The following is a 13,642-nucleotide window of genomic DNA, read 5'->3' as shown; positions in this document are numbered from 1 at the left end:
CTGCTTGTATGAGTGCTAGATTTGCGATATAATTGGACTATGACCGAACGTCAACAAGCAATCCTTGTCGCCATTATTGAGCAGTACGCTGAAATTGCGGCGCCAGTTGGTAGCGTAACGCTAGCCAAACTGTTTGGCGTGAGTAGCGCCACGATTCGCAGTGAAATGGCAAAACTTGAGGAGATGGGATTTATTGAGGCGCCTCACACGAGCGCGGGTCGAATTCCGACAGATAAGGGATATCGTTTTTATGTCAATGGAATCACGGCAGCGCAAATGACAGAATTGCCGAGCGGTATTGATAACAGCACGAAGGCAATTGAGGCGCACGTCAATTCAAATATAGATGCTTCAGACAAAGCGATTCGTCGAGCAGTTGATGGTTTGGTGGAAATGACTGGCAATTTTGGTTTTGCGTCATTTGGTTCGAGTTTGTATATGAACGGAATGACTCAGTTATTCAGCCAGCCAGAGTTTGGTGACGGCGATCACGTTCAGGCGGTTGCTAAATTGATTGACAATATCGAACCGTGGCTGCGTGAAGCGGCGCCGGATGAGCCGTTAAATGTGTTTATTGGTAGCGAAAATCCAATTGGTAAAAGTAGTGGTGCTACGTTGATTATAAGTAAATTTAAGTCATCGTCTGGTGGCGATAATTACATCGGTGTGATTGGTCCGACGCGACAGAATTATCGTCGAACGATGGAGCTGGTGCGTCGTACGGGCGCGATGCTGGAGGAGGTCTTGTAGTAGGCTAAAATGAGGAAAAGTGACGAAGAATAAAAAAGCTGAAGATTTAGAGAAAGGAATTTGCTGAGTTGACGTCGGATTTGCAGCGGACTCGAGCGGATTTTGAGAATTATCGTAAGCGTGTGGAGGCGGAAAAGCAGTCGGCGCATCAAATGGGTCAGACTAAGTCGGTGATGAAATTGTTGCCAGTTATTGATACGATTGAGCGAGCTTTTTGCTAACGTTCCAGAGGAGCTTCCAGGATAATGCGTGGGTTAAGGGTGTGGCTGGTCTGAGTAAGCAGCTTGACAAGCAATTGAAGGAGATTGGTTTGGAGAAAATTGACGCCAAACCTGGTGCTTTGTTTAATCCTGAATTTCATCAGGCTGTTCAATTTGACGAATCGACGGATGGCGATAAGGAAGTTATTGCCGAGGAGCTTCGCGCTGGCTATACTTTGAACGGTTCGGTTATTCGTGACGCAATGGTGAAAGTTGCTCGTCAGTAATTGGAACTGCCGCATACGAATGTCAAAGAAAATACTGACATATCAGAGAAATAACTAGTCGTCACAAAATGAATTAGCACTCTTGACATGAGAGTGCTAATTATTTATACTGAGATAGTTGGCACTCGCCACGAAAGAGTGCTAGAATGAATATAAGATATAGACCAGATGTGATCGTAACAGAAAGGGGAATCATATGGGTAAAATTATTGGTATTGACCTTGGTACGACCAACAGCGCATTTGCGTATATGTTAAGCTGGAAAACCAGAGGTTATTTCTAATGCCGAAGGTAATCGCACTACGCCATCTGTAGTTGCGGTTAATAAAAAGGGCGAACGACTTGTTTGGTCAAGTTGCTCAGCGTCAGCGTGTAACAAATCCAAAAAACACGATTTACGGCGTTAAGCGTTTGATTGGTCGTAAGTTTGACTGACAAGGAAGTACAAAAAGATTTGGATATCATGCCGTACAAGATTGTTAAAAAAGGTACTTTGGCGTGGCAGTTGAAATGGGCGATAAGGAATATACGCCAGAAGAAGTTTCAGCAATGATTCTTAGTAAAATCAAGGCTGACGCTGAAGCTTTCTTTGGTGAAAAAGTGACTGAAGCAGTTATTACGGTTCCAGCTTACTTTGACGATTCTCAGCGTCAAGCAACTAAGGACGCTGGTAAAATTGCTGGTTTTGAAGTTGAGCGTATTGTCAACGAACCAACTGCTGCGGCTTTTGCTTACGGTTTGGAGAAGGGCTGACAACGACGAAACTATCTTGGTGTTTGACCTTGGTGGTGGTACGTTTGACGTGTCCGTGCTGGAACTAGGTGACGGCGTGTTTGAGGTTAAGGCAACCAATGGTGATACACACCTTGGTGGTGAAGATTTCGACAACGCTATTGTCAATTACTTCTTGGACGACTTCAAGTCAAAGGAAGGAATTGATCTTCGTAAAGATAATGCAGCAATGCAACGCCTAAAGGACGAGGCTGAAAAGGCGAAGAAAGAATTGTCAACGGTTACGGAATATGAAGTCAACATTCCATTTATTACCGCTGATGCTGATGGTCCAAAGCACTTTGAGATGAGCTTGAGTCGCGCTAAGTTGGAGGATTTGGTTAAGGATTTATTGGATCGCTTGGATGGTCCAGTAGAAAAGGCTTTGAAGGATGCCAAACTTTCTAAGTCCGACATTAACAATGTAGTTATGGTTGGTGGAATGACTCGTATGCCAGCTGTGGTTGAGCGCGTAAAGAATTTCTTTGGAAAAGATCCAATGCAAGGCGTTAACCCAGATGAGGTTGTGGCTGTTGGTGCTGCAATTCAAGGTGGTGTTTTGGCTGGTGATGTTAAGGATGTGTTGCTTCTGGATGTGACTCCGCTTTCTCTTGGAATTGAGACGATGGGCGGTGTGTCGACGAAGTTGATTGACCGAAATACTACGATTCCAACAAGCAAGAGCGAGGTTTTCTCGACAGCTGCGGATAACCAGCCTCAGGTGGAAATTCACGTTCTTCAGGGTGAGCGCGAGTTTGCTAATGACAATAAGAGTTTGGGTCGTTTTGTGCTTGATGGTATTGCGCCAGCACCACGCGGTGTGCCTCAAATTGAAGTGACCTTTAACATTGATGCCAACGGTATTCTTAACGTTACGGCCAAAGACAAGGGAACAGGTAAAGAGCAATCAATCACTATCCAAAACTCTGGCAATATGAGCAAGGAAGATATTGAGAAGGCACAAAAAGAAGCCGAACTTCACGCGGACGAAGACAGGAAAAAGCGCGAAACTGTCGATACGAAGAATCAGCTTGAAAACGCTATTTATCAGGCAAAGAAAATGCCGGACGAATTCAAAGATAAGATTTCTGACGATGATAAGCAAGCGATTGAAAAGGCTGTCGAAGAGGCTGAAAAGCACAAAGATTCTGAAGATAAGGACGAATTGGATGCTGCAATTAAAGCCTTGAACGACGCGATTATGCCAATTGGTGCTTAGATGTATCAGCAATCCGCTGAGGATCAAAAAGGCTGATGAGTCTAAGGATGACAAAAAGTCTGATAAAGACGAGCCGGTCGAAGGCGAGGTGGTTGATAAGAAGTAGTCCTCGCTGCCAATGAAAAAATACCGCTCTAATAATGGGGCGGTATTTTTATGAATTGTAGCCGCTGATTTACGTCACTATGTTGTAATAGTATCGGCCAGGCGATTCCAGTCTACTACCGACCACCAGACGTCGACATATTCGGCGCGGCGGTTTTGATAACGTAGATAATAAGCATGTTCCCAGACGTCAAGTCCGAGTAGCGGCACTAGGCCGTGAGTAATGGGATTGTCTTGATTTGCAGTTGACATAATCGACAGTACGCCGCTATCATCTCGCACTAACCACGCCCAGCCTGATCCAAAATGCCCCGTAGCCGCCTTAGTAAAAGCTTCTTGAAATGCTTTCACCGAGCCGAAGTGCTTCGCTAGTGTTGCTGCCACGGTTTTATTTGGTTGATTGTTTGTCTCCACTGGTCGCATATACTGCCAAAATAAACTATGATTTAGATGGCCTCCGGCATTATTAATAATTATAGTCGTAGAGTCTTTGAGTGTGGCTGCTGCGTCCGTTAAAATCCACTCTAAAGCTGCCCGCTCACCCCGCTCGTTATAGACAGTGTGCAAGTTATTGTAAAATTCAGGCTGCTTGAATTGTAGGGATTCTATTGCGGCATTTAGGTTGGCAATGTATGTTTGGTGATGCATCGTGTGATGAATACGCATTAGCACTCTTGCACTGAGAGTGCTAAACGCGTATAATATATAAGGTATGAGCAAGCGTGATTATTATGAAATATTGGGCGTTCCAAAGACCGCTTCTGAAGATGAGATAAAAAAGGCTTTTCGTAAATTAGCAATTAAATATCATCCTGACAAACAGGGTGGCGACGAGGCTAAGTTTAAGGAAATTAATGAGGCCTATGAAGTTTTGAAAGACAAGCAGAAGCGACAGCGTTATGATCAATTTGGTCATGCTGGCGTGGGTGGCGCTTCTGGTGGCGGTTTTTCTGGTAATCCGTTTGAGGGATTTGGTGGATTCGGCGGTCAAAACGTTCACTTTGATTTTGGTGATGGTGGACTAGGTGATATTTTTAGCCAATTCTTCGGTGGTGCAACTGGCGGCGCTGGAAATGGTCGTTCGCGTGGGCGTGATGTTGAAACTAGCGTAACACTAAGTTTTGAGGACGCGGTATTTGGTGTAGAAAAGAAAATTAGTTTAATGCTGGATGTTGAATGTGAGCATTGCCATGGCGATGGCGCCGAGCCTGGATTTGGAATGAAAACGTGCCCAACTTGTAAGGGCGCGGGTCAGCAAACTCGAACGATGAATTCGCTGTTTGGGCAAATTCAGCAGGCGGTTGTTTGTGAAACTTGTCATGGTAAGGGAAAAGTTCCTGAAAAAGAATGTTCAGTTTGTCGAGGAAAAGGCACGACCCGACAGAATCAGGATATCACTATTAAAATTCCGGCAGGGATTGATGATGGCGCGACAATTCGTCTACGCGATCGTGGCGAAGCAGTTGCTGGTGGCAGTAGAGGTGATTTGTATGTCCACATTCGCGTTAAGGCACATAAAAAATTCACTCGTGAGGGTAATATTATTCTTAGCGAAGAGCATATTTCTATGGTTGATGCGGCACTGGGAACGGAGATTGATGTGGAGACTGTGGATGGCGTAATAACGATGAAAATCCCAGCGGGTACTCAGAGTGGCACTGACTTCAAGTTGTCAGGTCATGGCGTGCCGCACTTACATAGTGAATCTCGTGGTCCGCATATTGTGGGTGTTATTGTTGATACGCCAACCAAATTGACCAAAAAGCAGAAGGAGCTTTTGGAGCAATTTAAGGTTGCGTATATATCGTAGGTTTTTCTAGTAATATTGACGTATGAAAGAAAAAACCATTATTGGGTCGACTGAGTTTGTGGATTTTGGCAAGCGAGCGCAAAAAGTCCCAGCTAAAATTGATACGGGCGCCGATTCCAGTGCGGTTTGGGCGAGCAATATTCGCATTGATAAAGATGGTGTATTGAAATTTTCTCTATTTGGTAAGGGTTCGCCGTATTATAATGGTAAGATATTTAAGAGAACTGATTATTCTGTGGCTAGCGTGCGCTCTGCAATGGGTCAAAATCAGATTCGTTATCGAACGCATTTTTGGGTAAAGCTTGGTGGGCGAAAAATTAAAATGCTGATGAATTTGTCTGATCGGTCGAAGAATGAATTTCCGGTGTTAATTGGAAGACGGTCGATTTCTGGAAAATTCCTAGTGGATGTTTCAAGGAAAAATGTTCGCAGGAAAAAACCGTCCGTAACTGCTAGTCTTAATGAAGAAGTAAAATTGAATCCATACGAATTTTATAAAAAATATCATCAGAAAGGTGAAGAAAAGTAATGCGAATTGCAATCTTATCCAACGGCAACATTAATTATTCGACGCTTCGCCTGAAAGAAGAGGCTGAAAAGCGCGGTCATCAAGTTAAGGTTATTAAGTATAAAAACTGCTACGTTTCAATTGATGAAAAGCATCCGACGGTCATTTACAAAGGTAAGGAAATTGGTGAATTTGATGTGGTAATTCCGCGAATCGCGAGCCATATGACAAAGTATGGAACAGCGGTTTTGCGTCAATTGGAGATGATGTATCCGAAGGCGTTTTTCATGAATCGCTCGATTGCAATTACTAGGGCGCGGGACAAATTGCGCTCAACGCAGTTATTGGTAAAAGCTGGAGTGTCGATCCCGAAGACGGTCTTTTCTCGAAACGCAACTGACATTGATTCGCTCATTGAAGAGATTGGTGGTATGCCGGCGATTATTAAGTTGGCGCGTGGCACGCACGGAAATGGTGTGGTTCTGGCGGAAACTAAAAAGGCTGCCAAGTCGGTTCTGCAGGCGTTTTATTTGACCAACTCGGACGGCACAAACGTGCTGCTTCAGGAGTTTATTAGAGAGTCGGCTGGTGTCGATATTCGTGCGTTTGTGGTTGGTAGTCAAGTGGTGGCTAGTATGAAGCGTCAGAGTTTGGACGATGATTTTCGTAGCAATTTACACAAGGGCGGCGAAGGAACCAGCATAAAATTGACAGATTCTGAACGTAAAATGTGTGTGAAAGCTGCTAAGGCAATGGGATTAACGGTTGCTGGAGTCGATTTCATGAGATCAAGTCGTGGTGCTTTGGTGCTGGAAGTTAATGCTAGTCCAGGGTTTGGAATTGAGAAAATTACTCGCCGAAATGTGGCTGGAAAGATAATTGAATACATCGATCGAAACGCCAAGCGTGGCAATAAAAAAGATAAAATCGGCGCTTAAGCATAAACTTGTTATAATAGGTTTATGGACGAGCCTCGTCACTCGACAGTAACTCAAACTGTCATCAAATGGATATTTATCTGCGGAATGCTGATGGTTATTGGTGGGGCAATTTTTTATGCTTTTCGAACGGTTTCGCCAAAAACGGAAATGATTTACCTGAATAAGACGATGCTTCGGGCGGAAATTGCTAATGATGAAGAATCGCAGCGGAAAGGTCTGTCTGGAAGGCTGGGAATTGATGAGAATTATGCCATGCTGTTTGTGTTTGATCATAACGATCGTCATAAAATGTGGATGAAAGATATGAAGTTTTCGGTCGATATGATTTGGATCAATGATAAAAAGCGCGTTGTCTATGTAAAACATAACGTCAAGCCAGATGCTGAGCCGCATGAAAAATATGCGCCACCAGTTCCGGCAAAGTACGTGTTGGAGGTGAAGGCGGGAGTTGCTAAGCGGGCGAGCGCTACAGTTGGGTCACCGGTAAAATTTGATTTGGAGGAGGATAAATGAGCGTGATAATTCTATTTGGAGCAATTTTAGTAACGGTTTTTGCGGTTGCATTTGTTTCATCTCGAAGATTCGGTCCATTGGCGTTGTCGTTGGCGACGGGATTTTTACTATCAGAATGGTGGGGTAGCTGGCTGACGGGAGTGTTGGACGGCTTGAAATTGGAAACTGGTTTATTGCCAAATGGTGTAATTTCGGGATTAGTCTTAACGTTGGTTCCGTTAATTATGCTTCTTCTAAGCGGACCTAGATATCAGAAAAAACATGAGAGAATTGTCTCGGCGGTGGGAATCGCGTTTTTGACAGCAGCGCTATTGGTGGTTCCTCTGGGAAAATATATATCACTAGACGGACAGGCGCTGGAGCTGTATAAGATTTTCGCGAATAATTGGCGATATGTGGCTACGTTTGGTTTGGTGTGTGGTTTAATTGACATTTTTTCACTACATACTGGCGGACATAAACTCGCTAAGCATTGACCTTTGTGTTGGTTTGTGCTAGGATGAAGAAAGCGGATATTCCGAATGGGTCCATAGCTCAGCTGGTTAGAGCACCTGCCTTTTAAGCAGGGTGTCCCGGGTTCAAGCCCCGGTGGACCCTCCAAATTTGATGAAATCGACTCCCTTGGTGGAGTCTTTTTTGTAGCTCCAAATGTAGATATACTTTAAGTATGAATAGATGGCTATTTGAGAAGTTGCATATTTCTTGGTTGGTGGCGGCGTGGTGTCTCGGTCTGACAATTGGCGTAATTTCCATCCATTACATACCGCGGTCGTTTGCGATGAACCCATTATTTTTATTGGTCGGGCTGGCTATTTTTGTAATTGTGGCAATTTGGCGCTGGCGATTTTTTGTGATTTTAGCAATTATTTCTGGAGTTTTGGTTGGTCTTTGGCGCGGTGAAATCGGCAGAAAAGGTGTGGAGATTTATGATTCGTTAATCGGAAAAGTTGCAATTGTCCAGGGTCAAGTCTTGGAGGATCCTGATCTCGATAAAAATGGTCAAACGGTTCTTAGATTGGGCAATTTGCGGATGAATAATGAAAAATTGCCGGGACAAATTTGGGTGACGACGCCAGATAAAAACTCAATTAAGCGCAGTGATATTGTGAGAGTTAAGGGTAAAATGACGGCGGGATTTGGGGCTTTTTCAGCAAGCGTATATCGGGCGAAAATTATTAGCGCCGAAAGACCCGTTCCGGGCGATGTGGCGGTGGGGGTTCGTGATTGGTTTGCGGGGCGGGTTCGCGAGCATATTCCGGAATCAGAGTCCGCGTTGGGGCTGGGATTTTTATTGGGCTTGCGGCGTGCTATGCCGACTGAATTAAGTGACAATTTGAAAATTGCCGGATTGACACATATCGTGGTGGCGAGCGGCTACAATTTAACAATTTTAGTTCGTTTAGCGCGACGATTATTCGCCAAGCGATCAAAATATTTAGCGATGCTCAGCGCGGCTGTTATGATAATTGGTTTTATGGCGGTGACTGGATTAAGTCCTAGTATGTCGAGGGCTGGTTTGGTGGCGGGACTGAGTTTGGCGGCGTGGTATTATGGTCGGACAATTCATCCGCTGGTTCTGCTTCCTGTGTCGGCGGCAATTACGCTATTGATAAATCCGCAATTTGGTTGGGGCGATTTGGGCTGGCAATTAAGCTTTGCTTCGTTTGCGGGCGTAATTATGTTGGCGCCGCTTTTGCATTCTTACTTTTTTGGCAATAAAGAGCCGGGCGCGTTTCGACAAATTTTAATTGAAACTTTGTCGGCGCAAATTATGACATTGCCGCTACTTATGATGAGTTTTGGTGTTATTAGCAATGTGGCGTTAATTGCGAATATGCTGATTTTGCCGTTTGTGCCGCTAGCGATGCTGCTGACGTTTATGTCGGGCGTGCTGGTTTTTGTGCCGATGATTGGCGCGTTGATTGCAATTCCGACGACGTGGCTACTTGGTTATATGATTCAAGTCACCAATTGGACGGCTGGATTTGAGTGGGCTCAAATGGAAGTTAGTATCAATTTGTGGCAGTGTGCGGTTTTATATGTGGCGCTAATTTTGGCAATGATTTGGATGAAAAAGCAAACTAAATTGGACCTCGCTAAGATAAATATTGTGGAGTAGTGTATAATAGTAACAGATTGAAATAGCAAATAACTTTAGGAGAAATTATGTCAGGACACAGTAAATGGGCTACAACTCACCGACAAAAAGCGATTGTTGACGCTAAGCGCGGCGCGATTTTTACGAAATTGGGTAATCAAATTGCTATTGCGGCACGTGGCGGCACAGATCCAGCGCTGAACTCAAGTTTGGCGATGGCAATTGAAAAAGCTAAGGCCGCGAATATGCCTAGCGCAAACATCCAGCGAGCAATTGACCGAGTGGCGGATAAGAGCGCGGCGGCTTTGGAAGAAATTGCTTACGAAGGTTATGGTCCTGGCGGCGTGGGTGTTATTATTGAAACGGCGACAGATAATCGCAATCGAACATTGCCAGAGGTAAAAACTGCGTTGGTTAAAAATGGCGGGCGAATTGCTGATGCTGGTAGTGTGATGTTCCAATTTACGCGCAAAGGCGTCATTACTATCGAAGGCAGCGGGGAAGATTTGTTGCTAGCGGTTTTGGACGCTGGCGCTGAAGATGCTGTCGAGGAAGATGGCGAGATTATCGTGTATACGGAGTTGAAAGATTTGGCGAGCGTGCGGAATAAATTGGTTGAACAAGGCTTGAAGGTTAAAGATGCGGAACTGCGATATATTGCCAATACGCCGATAGAAATTGCCGACATGGAAACTGCGCAGAAATTGATGAAAATGATTGATGCGTTGGACGATTTGGATGACGTTGTGAATGTTCATACGAATGCGGATATCACAGCGGAATAAAATTATCGCTTTAAGGAATCGCTCCTTTTTTGGGGCGATTTTTAATTTGACAAAAAGTACGCTAAACTAAAGATGATTAACCATAAGCAAGGAGCGAGCATGAAGTATTTGCGTAACACACTACTTATGATACTAGCCGCGGCACTAATAATGCCGTCGCCGTTGGTTTTGGCGGAGGGTGTTTCGGGTTGTACTCCTCAAGAGTCGTCGGTTGATTATGTTGAGGCTGTTGATACTGTTGCCTTATAGTTCTAAGTCTGGGGTAGTGAGATATCCAGTTGTTGACAAGTTGTTGATAGGTGGCAGTTCGATAGCAATATCACTTCATCTTCCCATTCAAGTGAAAATCCCGAGACTCCAACGGAGAATTCGTCTTCAAATAGTGTCGAGTAGCGAAATTCCTGCCGTCAGTGAATGAGTCTTCAAAGTCCGAGTCCAAATCCCGAATCTGAGCCGCCAAAAATAGATAATCTTCAGATGAGAAGCGCAGAAGAAAATGTTCCGATATTAATTTCAAAGATTAGTCAGGATAAAAAATATGTTGAGATTTATAATCCGACGAATCAGAATGTTGATTTGGCTGGTTGGAAAATAGAGTATTACGCTGGATCTGGCGCTAAAACCGTTGGAAAAGATTTTCAAGGATGAAGTAATCTTGGCGAACGGATTTTTGGTTTTGTCGAATGATAAGATGTTGGCGGGCGCCATAAAGTTTGATAATAATTTAGGTTTGGCTCAAAATGATGGATCGGTCGTGTTGTCGCGCTTGGACGGGTCGGTTTCAGATATTGTTGGCTGGGGGAGTAATTCAAAGTTTGCAGGCTCGCCAATTAAAGGCGGTGTGAAAATTGTTTGGCGCTGTTTTATTGATGGAACTATTATTGATTCGAAAAATAATTCCACTGATTTTTTATCGAGTAAAGGTTCTGACAATCAGGAAATTGTGCCGTATTCACGTCCGAATTGTAAGAGTCCAGAGCCCAAACCTGAATCTCCAAAGGAGTTGAATAAATGTGAAGGTCTGAAGCTAAGTGAAATTGCGTCGAATGTTGATGAACAATTCATTGAGGTTTGTCAATTCTGGCGAAAAAACCGTCATTACGACAGGCTGTAAATTGGCGGTTGGCGATGCTGGCGTTCGTGAAAATATTGGTGATATCGAATTAAATCCTGGTGAATTTTTGGTGATCAAAATAAAAAATACGAAGCTGAAATTGCCAAAAACAAAAGGAAAAGTTTATTTATTAGACGAGGCTGGCTCGAAAATTGATTCCGCTGAATATGAGAAGTTAGCGAAAAGCTCTTCGTGGAGTTTGATTGATGATGAGTGGATGCAAACGTTTATGATAACTGAAAATTCTGAGAATATCTTTAAGGAATATCCAGACTGTCAGAACGGCTATGAACGAAATGTGCTGGGCAAATGTGTGAAAATTGCCACCCCGCCACGTTGAAAGTCCTTGTCCTGTTGGTCAATATCGTCATCCGGAAACTCGCCGTTGTCGAAAGATTGAAGCGGCAAAAACTATTACGCCCTGTAAAGATGGCTATTATCGTAGTGAAGAAACTGGCAGATGTCGATCTATCGCATCGGTTGCGGCAAAAACTTTGAAGCCTTGCCCAGAAGGTCAATTCCGCAATTCGGCTACGGGTCGATGTAAGAAAATTGCCTCCACTGATGATATAGCAAAAGAATGCCCAGAAGGATTTGAGCGTAATCCGCAAACTAAGCGATGTCGAAAGATAAAATCTGCAAATATGCCAACTGTTGGCTCGGCGGCTGCTGAGGTTAAACAAGTCGCTGGCGCTACTTGGGGTTGGTGGGTGTTTGGTGGCGTGAGCTTACTGGCTGTTGGTTATGGCGTATGGCAGTGGCGATGGGAAATTTCGCAATTTGTACGAAAAATCCGCGAAAGCATTAAATCCGCAAGCGGTAAATAATTGCTATAATAAAGATATGAGAATTATCGGGATTGACCCGGGAACGGGAATTTTGGGGTTTGGTGTGATTGATTTTTCTCGTGGCAAGTTTAAGATGGTCACGGCGGGAGTTGTGACGACGCCGGCACATACGCCAATTGACGAAAGGCTTGAAGATATTTTTGATAGCCTGACAGAAATTATTGCCGAAACAAATCCTGATGTTATGTCGATTGAAAAGCTATTTTTTGCGCGCAATGTTACGACGGCGATTTCTGTGGCGGAAGCGCGCGGTGTGGCGATGTTGACTGGGCGAAAAGCCGGAATGCCAATTGCTGAATATACGCCGTTGCAAATAAAACAAACTTTGACCGGATATGGCAAGGCTGATAAAAAGCAAGTTCAGGAAATGGTGCGCCTTAATTTGGGCTTGAAAGATGTTCCTAAGCCGGATGACTGCGCGGACGCTTTGGCTGCAGCAATTACACACGCGGCGATGAATCGGGTATAATTGAAATATGATTGCACATGTTTTTGGAAAAGTTGCTGAGAAGTTTAACGGCTCGTTAGTCATTGATGTTCATGGTGTTGGATATGAAGTTAGTGTGGCGACTAATGATTTTGACGCGGTGATATTAGATCAAGAAGTAAAATTTTACACTTATCATCACGTGCGCGAACAGTCGGAGGAGTTGTTTGGGTTTTCTAGTTTGGCGGCGAAAAAGTTATTTGAAATGCTAATCACGGTTCAGGGGGTTGGTCCGAAGGCTGCGCTGGCTATTTTTAGCTTGGGTGATGCCGAGCAAGTGCGTAACGCTATTGCTAATGCTGACAGCGGCTTTGTGCAAAAGGCTACTGGCGTTGGCAAAAAAACTGCCGAGCGAGTGGTGGTTGATTTGAGTGATAAAGTTGGTTTACCGACTCATTACGGCCGAACGGAAACTCCATTGCAGACTGAATTAAACACTTCTGATGAGGCTTTGGAGGCGTTGATGGCTTTGGGCTATACATTAGCGGATGCCACTAAGGCACTTGAAAACGTCGATGTCAATTTGCCAACATCTCAGCGAGTAACTGAGGCTTTGAAGCGATAGTAAATATAGAAAAGGACGCTAAAAGCAATAGCGTCCTCGTAATGATAATTAGTTTTCTTACGGCTCAATGGTAATTTTTTTATTTGACCAAAACGATGGCTGGTAGTGAATTTTAATTTTTGAATCTTTTGCAACTTCAAATATAACAGAACCTTCTTTTTTGCCGTTGACTGCTAGGTCGCCAGACCCTAGGTTGTCGCTTGCAGTGAAGGCTGTGCCGCTTGGTCCTTCAATGGCACCATTCGTGTCCTCAATTTTCCAATCGAATGTATTGAAAGACAATTCACTATCTGATTTGTTGACAATTGACACATTCACTTTAACGAATTCTTTTCCGTCATTAGCCTTAATAAACTGGTTATCTGATTTCCAGTCGCGATCAATTGATTTAACAGTCACCTCCTTGCCGTCGAAAGCGATAGTTTCACCAACTTTGAAAGTAGTTTTTTCGGTTGGTTTATTTTCCGAAGTAGCGTTATTATTGTTTGTATTGACGACAGTGGCTTTGTTCTGTTGCGATGCGCTGGATACTCCAATCACAATAATAACAATAATTACCCAAAACCACACCTTCTTAAAAATTGGTTTTTTCTCGCTTGTGTTCATCATCCCCTCCTATGAGATGTGCCGCCCAACAAAAA

At 43.9% G+C, this 13,642-nt stretch carries 19 protein-coding genes, 1 tRNA gene and 1 pseudogene; 19 read left to right on the top strand and 2 right to left on the bottom strand.

What is annotated here, in order from left to right; translation table 11 throughout:
• Positions 1 to 39: 39 nt before the first annotated feature.
• The 4 genes and pseudogenes from KOY49_RS04195 to dnaK all read left to right on the top strand — a co-directional run.
• Positions 40 to 750 carry a transcriptional regulator gene (locus KOY49_RS04195; RefSeq protein WP_232736123.1) on the top strand — a complete coding sequence of 237 codons (711 nt, stop codon included), beginning with the start codon at positions 40 to 42 and terminating at the stop codon, positions 748 to 750.
• 80 nt (positions 751 to 830) lie between these two features.
• Positions 831 to 971, top strand: a complete 141-nt coding sequence (locus KOY49_RS05085) for a nucleotide exchange factor GrpE (RefSeq protein ID WP_269802142.1) — start codon at positions 831 to 833, stop codon at positions 969 to 971.
• The gene (locus tag KOY49_RS04190) at positions 965 to 1,237 is read left to right on the top strand and encodes a nucleotide exchange factor GrpE (protein ID WP_269802141.1); all 273 of its coding nucleotides are present in this window, start codon (positions 965 to 967) and stop codon (positions 1,235 to 1,237) included. The genes KOY49_RS05085 and KOY49_RS04190 overlap by 7 nt, the downstream gene beginning before the upstream one ends.
• A 196-nt stretch (positions 1,238 to 1,433) precedes the next feature.
• A pseudogene (gene dnaK, locus KOY49_RS04185) lies at positions 1,434 to 3,218 on the top strand (molecular chaperone DnaK); the annotation flags it as partial.
• A gap of 192 nt (positions 3,219 to 3,410) precedes the next feature.
• On the opposite strand, the gene KOY49_RS04180 reads toward dnaK, so the two are convergent.
• Positions 3,411 to 3,998 (bottom strand): superoxide dismutase, encoded by a 588-nt coding sequence (locus KOY49_RS04180; protein ID WP_232736122.1) that lies wholly within the window; start codon positions 3,996 to 3,998, stop codon positions 3,411 to 3,413.
• 46 nt (positions 3,999 to 4,044) lie between these two features.
• Here KOY49_RS04180 and dnaJ point away from each other — a divergent pair, with 46 nt between their 5' ends.
• The 15 genes from dnaJ to ruvA all read left to right on the top strand — a co-directional run bounded on the left by dnaJ (position 4,045) and on the right by ruvA (position 13,001).
• Entirely contained in the window at positions 4,045 to 5,142 is a 1,098-nt protein-coding gene (gene dnaJ / locus KOY49_RS04175; RefSeq protein ID WP_232736121.1) for a molecular chaperone DnaJ, read from the top strand.
• A 22-nt stretch (positions 5,143 to 5,164) separates the two neighbouring features.
• Entirely contained in the window at positions 5,165 to 5,671 is a 507-nt protein-coding gene (locus tag KOY49_RS04170; RefSeq protein WP_232736120.1) for an ATP-dependent zinc protease family protein, read from the top strand.
• Complete coding sequence (locus KOY49_RS04165; protein WP_129631616.1) at positions 5,671 to 6,588, top strand: RimK family alpha-L-glutamate ligase; 918 nt, start codon at positions 5,671 to 5,673, stop codon at positions 6,586 to 6,588. The genes KOY49_RS04170 and KOY49_RS04165 overlap by 1 nt, the downstream gene beginning before the upstream one ends.
• A 24-nt stretch (positions 6,589 to 6,612) precedes the next feature.
• On the top strand, positions 6,613 to 7,104 hold the full coding sequence (locus tag KOY49_RS04160; protein WP_232736119.1) for a DUF192 domain-containing protein: 492 nt from the start codon (positions 6,613 to 6,615) through the stop codon (positions 7,102 to 7,104).
• Positions 7,101 to 7,580 (top strand): hypothetical protein, encoded by a 480-nt coding sequence (locus KOY49_RS04155; protein ID WP_232736118.1) that lies wholly within the window; start codon positions 7,101 to 7,103, stop codon positions 7,578 to 7,580. The genes KOY49_RS04160 and KOY49_RS04155 overlap by 4 nt, the downstream gene beginning before the upstream one ends.
• 47 nt (positions 7,581 to 7,627) lie before the next feature.
• Positions 7,628 to 7,704 (top strand) — tRNA-Lys (locus tag KOY49_RS04150).
• Between the two features lie 67 nt (positions 7,705 to 7,771).
• Positions 7,772 to 9,223 (top strand): ComEC/Rec2 family competence protein, encoded by a 1,452-nt coding sequence (locus tag KOY49_RS04145; RefSeq protein WP_232736117.1) that lies wholly within the window; start codon positions 7,772 to 7,774, stop codon positions 9,221 to 9,223.
• 47 nt (positions 9,224 to 9,270) lie between these two features.
• Positions 9,271 to 9,987, top strand: a complete 717-nt coding sequence (locus tag KOY49_RS04140; protein ID WP_129743740.1) for a YebC/PmpR family DNA-binding transcriptional regulator — start codon at positions 9,271 to 9,273, stop codon at positions 9,985 to 9,987.
• A 99-nt stretch (positions 9,988 to 10,086) separates the two neighbouring features.
• Complete coding sequence (locus KOY49_RS04135) at positions 10,087 to 10,236, top strand: hypothetical protein (RefSeq protein ID WP_232736116.1); 150 nt, start codon at positions 10,087 to 10,089, stop codon at positions 10,234 to 10,236.
• Positions 10,237 to 10,401: 165 nt separating this feature from the next.
• Positions 10,402 to 10,635, top strand: a complete 234-nt coding sequence (locus tag KOY49_RS04130; protein ID WP_232736115.1) for a lamin tail domain-containing protein — start codon at positions 10,402 to 10,404, stop codon at positions 10,633 to 10,635.
• Positions 10,613 to 11,101 (top strand): hypothetical protein, encoded by a 489-nt coding sequence (locus KOY49_RS04125; RefSeq protein ID WP_232736114.1) that lies wholly within the window; start codon positions 10,613 to 10,615, stop codon positions 11,099 to 11,101. Before KOY49_RS04130 ends, KOY49_RS04125 begins: the two co-directional genes overlap by 23 nt.
• Complete coding sequence (locus tag KOY49_RS04120) at positions 11,040 to 11,441, top strand: hypothetical protein (RefSeq protein WP_232736113.1); 402 nt, start codon at positions 11,040 to 11,042, stop codon at positions 11,439 to 11,441. Before KOY49_RS04125 ends, KOY49_RS04120 begins: the two co-directional genes overlap by 62 nt.
• Positions 11,422 to 11,928, top strand: a complete 507-nt coding sequence (locus tag KOY49_RS04115) for a hypothetical protein (RefSeq protein ID WP_232736112.1) — start codon at positions 11,422 to 11,424, stop codon at positions 11,926 to 11,928. Before KOY49_RS04120 ends, KOY49_RS04115 begins: the two co-directional genes overlap by 20 nt.
• A gap of 16 nt (positions 11,929 to 11,944) precedes the next feature.
• Positions 11,945 to 12,418 (top strand): crossover junction endodeoxyribonuclease RuvC, encoded by a 474-nt coding sequence (ruvC, locus tag KOY49_RS04110; protein ID WP_129631598.1) that lies wholly within the window; start codon positions 11,945 to 11,947, stop codon positions 12,416 to 12,418.
• 7 nt (positions 12,419 to 12,425) lie between these two features.
• Positions 12,426 to 13,001, top strand: coding sequence for a Holliday junction branch migration protein RuvA (gene ruvA / locus KOY49_RS04105; RefSeq protein ID WP_232736111.1), 576 nt, complete (start codon positions 12,426 to 12,428; stop codon positions 12,999 to 13,001).
• A 57-nt stretch (positions 13,002 to 13,058) separates the two neighbouring features.
• On the opposite strand, the gene KOY49_RS04100 is transcribed toward ruvA, so the two are convergent.
• Positions 13,059 to 13,610 (bottom strand): DUF4352 domain-containing protein, encoded by a 552-nt coding sequence (locus KOY49_RS04100; RefSeq protein WP_232736110.1) that lies wholly within the window; start codon positions 13,608 to 13,610, stop codon positions 13,059 to 13,061.
• Positions 13,611 to 13,642 lie beyond the last annotated feature (32 nt).

This window comes from Candidatus Minimicrobia vallesae, from assembly GCF_018866205.1.
Classification (GTDB): Bacteria; Patescibacteriota; Saccharimonadia; order Saccharimonadales; family Saccharimonadaceae; genus Nanosynbacter; species Nanosynbacter vallesae.
The sequence above is the reverse complement of the archived record's forward strand: the minus strand, read 5'-3'. Positions and strand labels throughout refer to the sequence as shown.

Coding starts and splice junctions, on each gene's coding strand:
- KOY49_RS04195 (WP_232736123.1), top strand. CDS start 40: ATGACCGAACGTCAACAAGCAATCCTTGTCGCCATTATTGAGCAGTAC.
- KOY49_RS04180 (WP_232736122.1), bottom strand. CDS start 3,998: ATGCGTATTCATCACACGATGCATCACCAAACATACATTGCCAACCTA.
- dnaJ (WP_232736121.1), top strand. CDS start 4,045: ATGAGCAAGCGTGATTATTATGAAATATTGGGCGTTCCAAAGACCGCT.
- KOY49_RS04170 (WP_232736120.1), top strand. CDS start 5,165: ATGAAAGAAAAAACCATTATTGGGTCGACTGAGTTTGTGGATTTTGGC.
- KOY49_RS04165 (WP_129631616.1), top strand. CDS start 5,671: ATGCGAATTGCAATCTTATCCAACGGCAACATTAATTATTCGACGCTT.
- KOY49_RS04160 (WP_232736119.1), top strand. CDS start 6,613: ATGGACGAGCCTCGTCACTCGACAGTAACTCAAACTGTCATCAAATGG.
- KOY49_RS04155 (WP_232736118.1), top strand. CDS start 7,101: ATGAGCGTGATAATTCTATTTGGAGCAATTTTAGTAACGGTTTTTGCG.
- KOY49_RS04145 (WP_232736117.1), top strand. CDS start 7,772: ATGAATAGATGGCTATTTGAGAAGTTGCATATTTCTTGGTTGGTGGCG.
- KOY49_RS04140 (WP_129743740.1), top strand. CDS start 9,271: ATGTCAGGACACAGTAAATGGGCTACAACTCACCGACAAAAAGCGATT.
- KOY49_RS04135 (WP_232736116.1), top strand. CDS start 10,087: ATGAAGTATTTGCGTAACACACTACTTATGATACTAGCCGCGGCACTA.
- KOY49_RS04130 (WP_232736115.1), top strand. CDS start 10,402: ATGAGTCTTCAAAGTCCGAGTCCAAATCCCGAATCTGAGCCGCCAAAA.
- KOY49_RS04120 (WP_232736113.1), top strand. CDS start 11,040: ATGAACAATTCATTGAGGTTTGTCAATTCTGGCGAAAAAACCGTCATT.
- ruvC (WP_129631598.1), top strand. CDS start 11,945: ATGAGAATTATCGGGATTGACCCGGGAACGGGAATTTTGGGGTTTGGT.
- ruvA (WP_232736111.1), top strand. CDS start 12,426: ATGATTGCACATGTTTTTGGAAAAGTTGCTGAGAAGTTTAACGGCTCG.
- KOY49_RS04100 (WP_232736110.1), bottom strand. CDS start 13,610: ATGATGAACACAAGCGAGAAAAAACCAATTTTTAAGAAGGTGTGGTTT.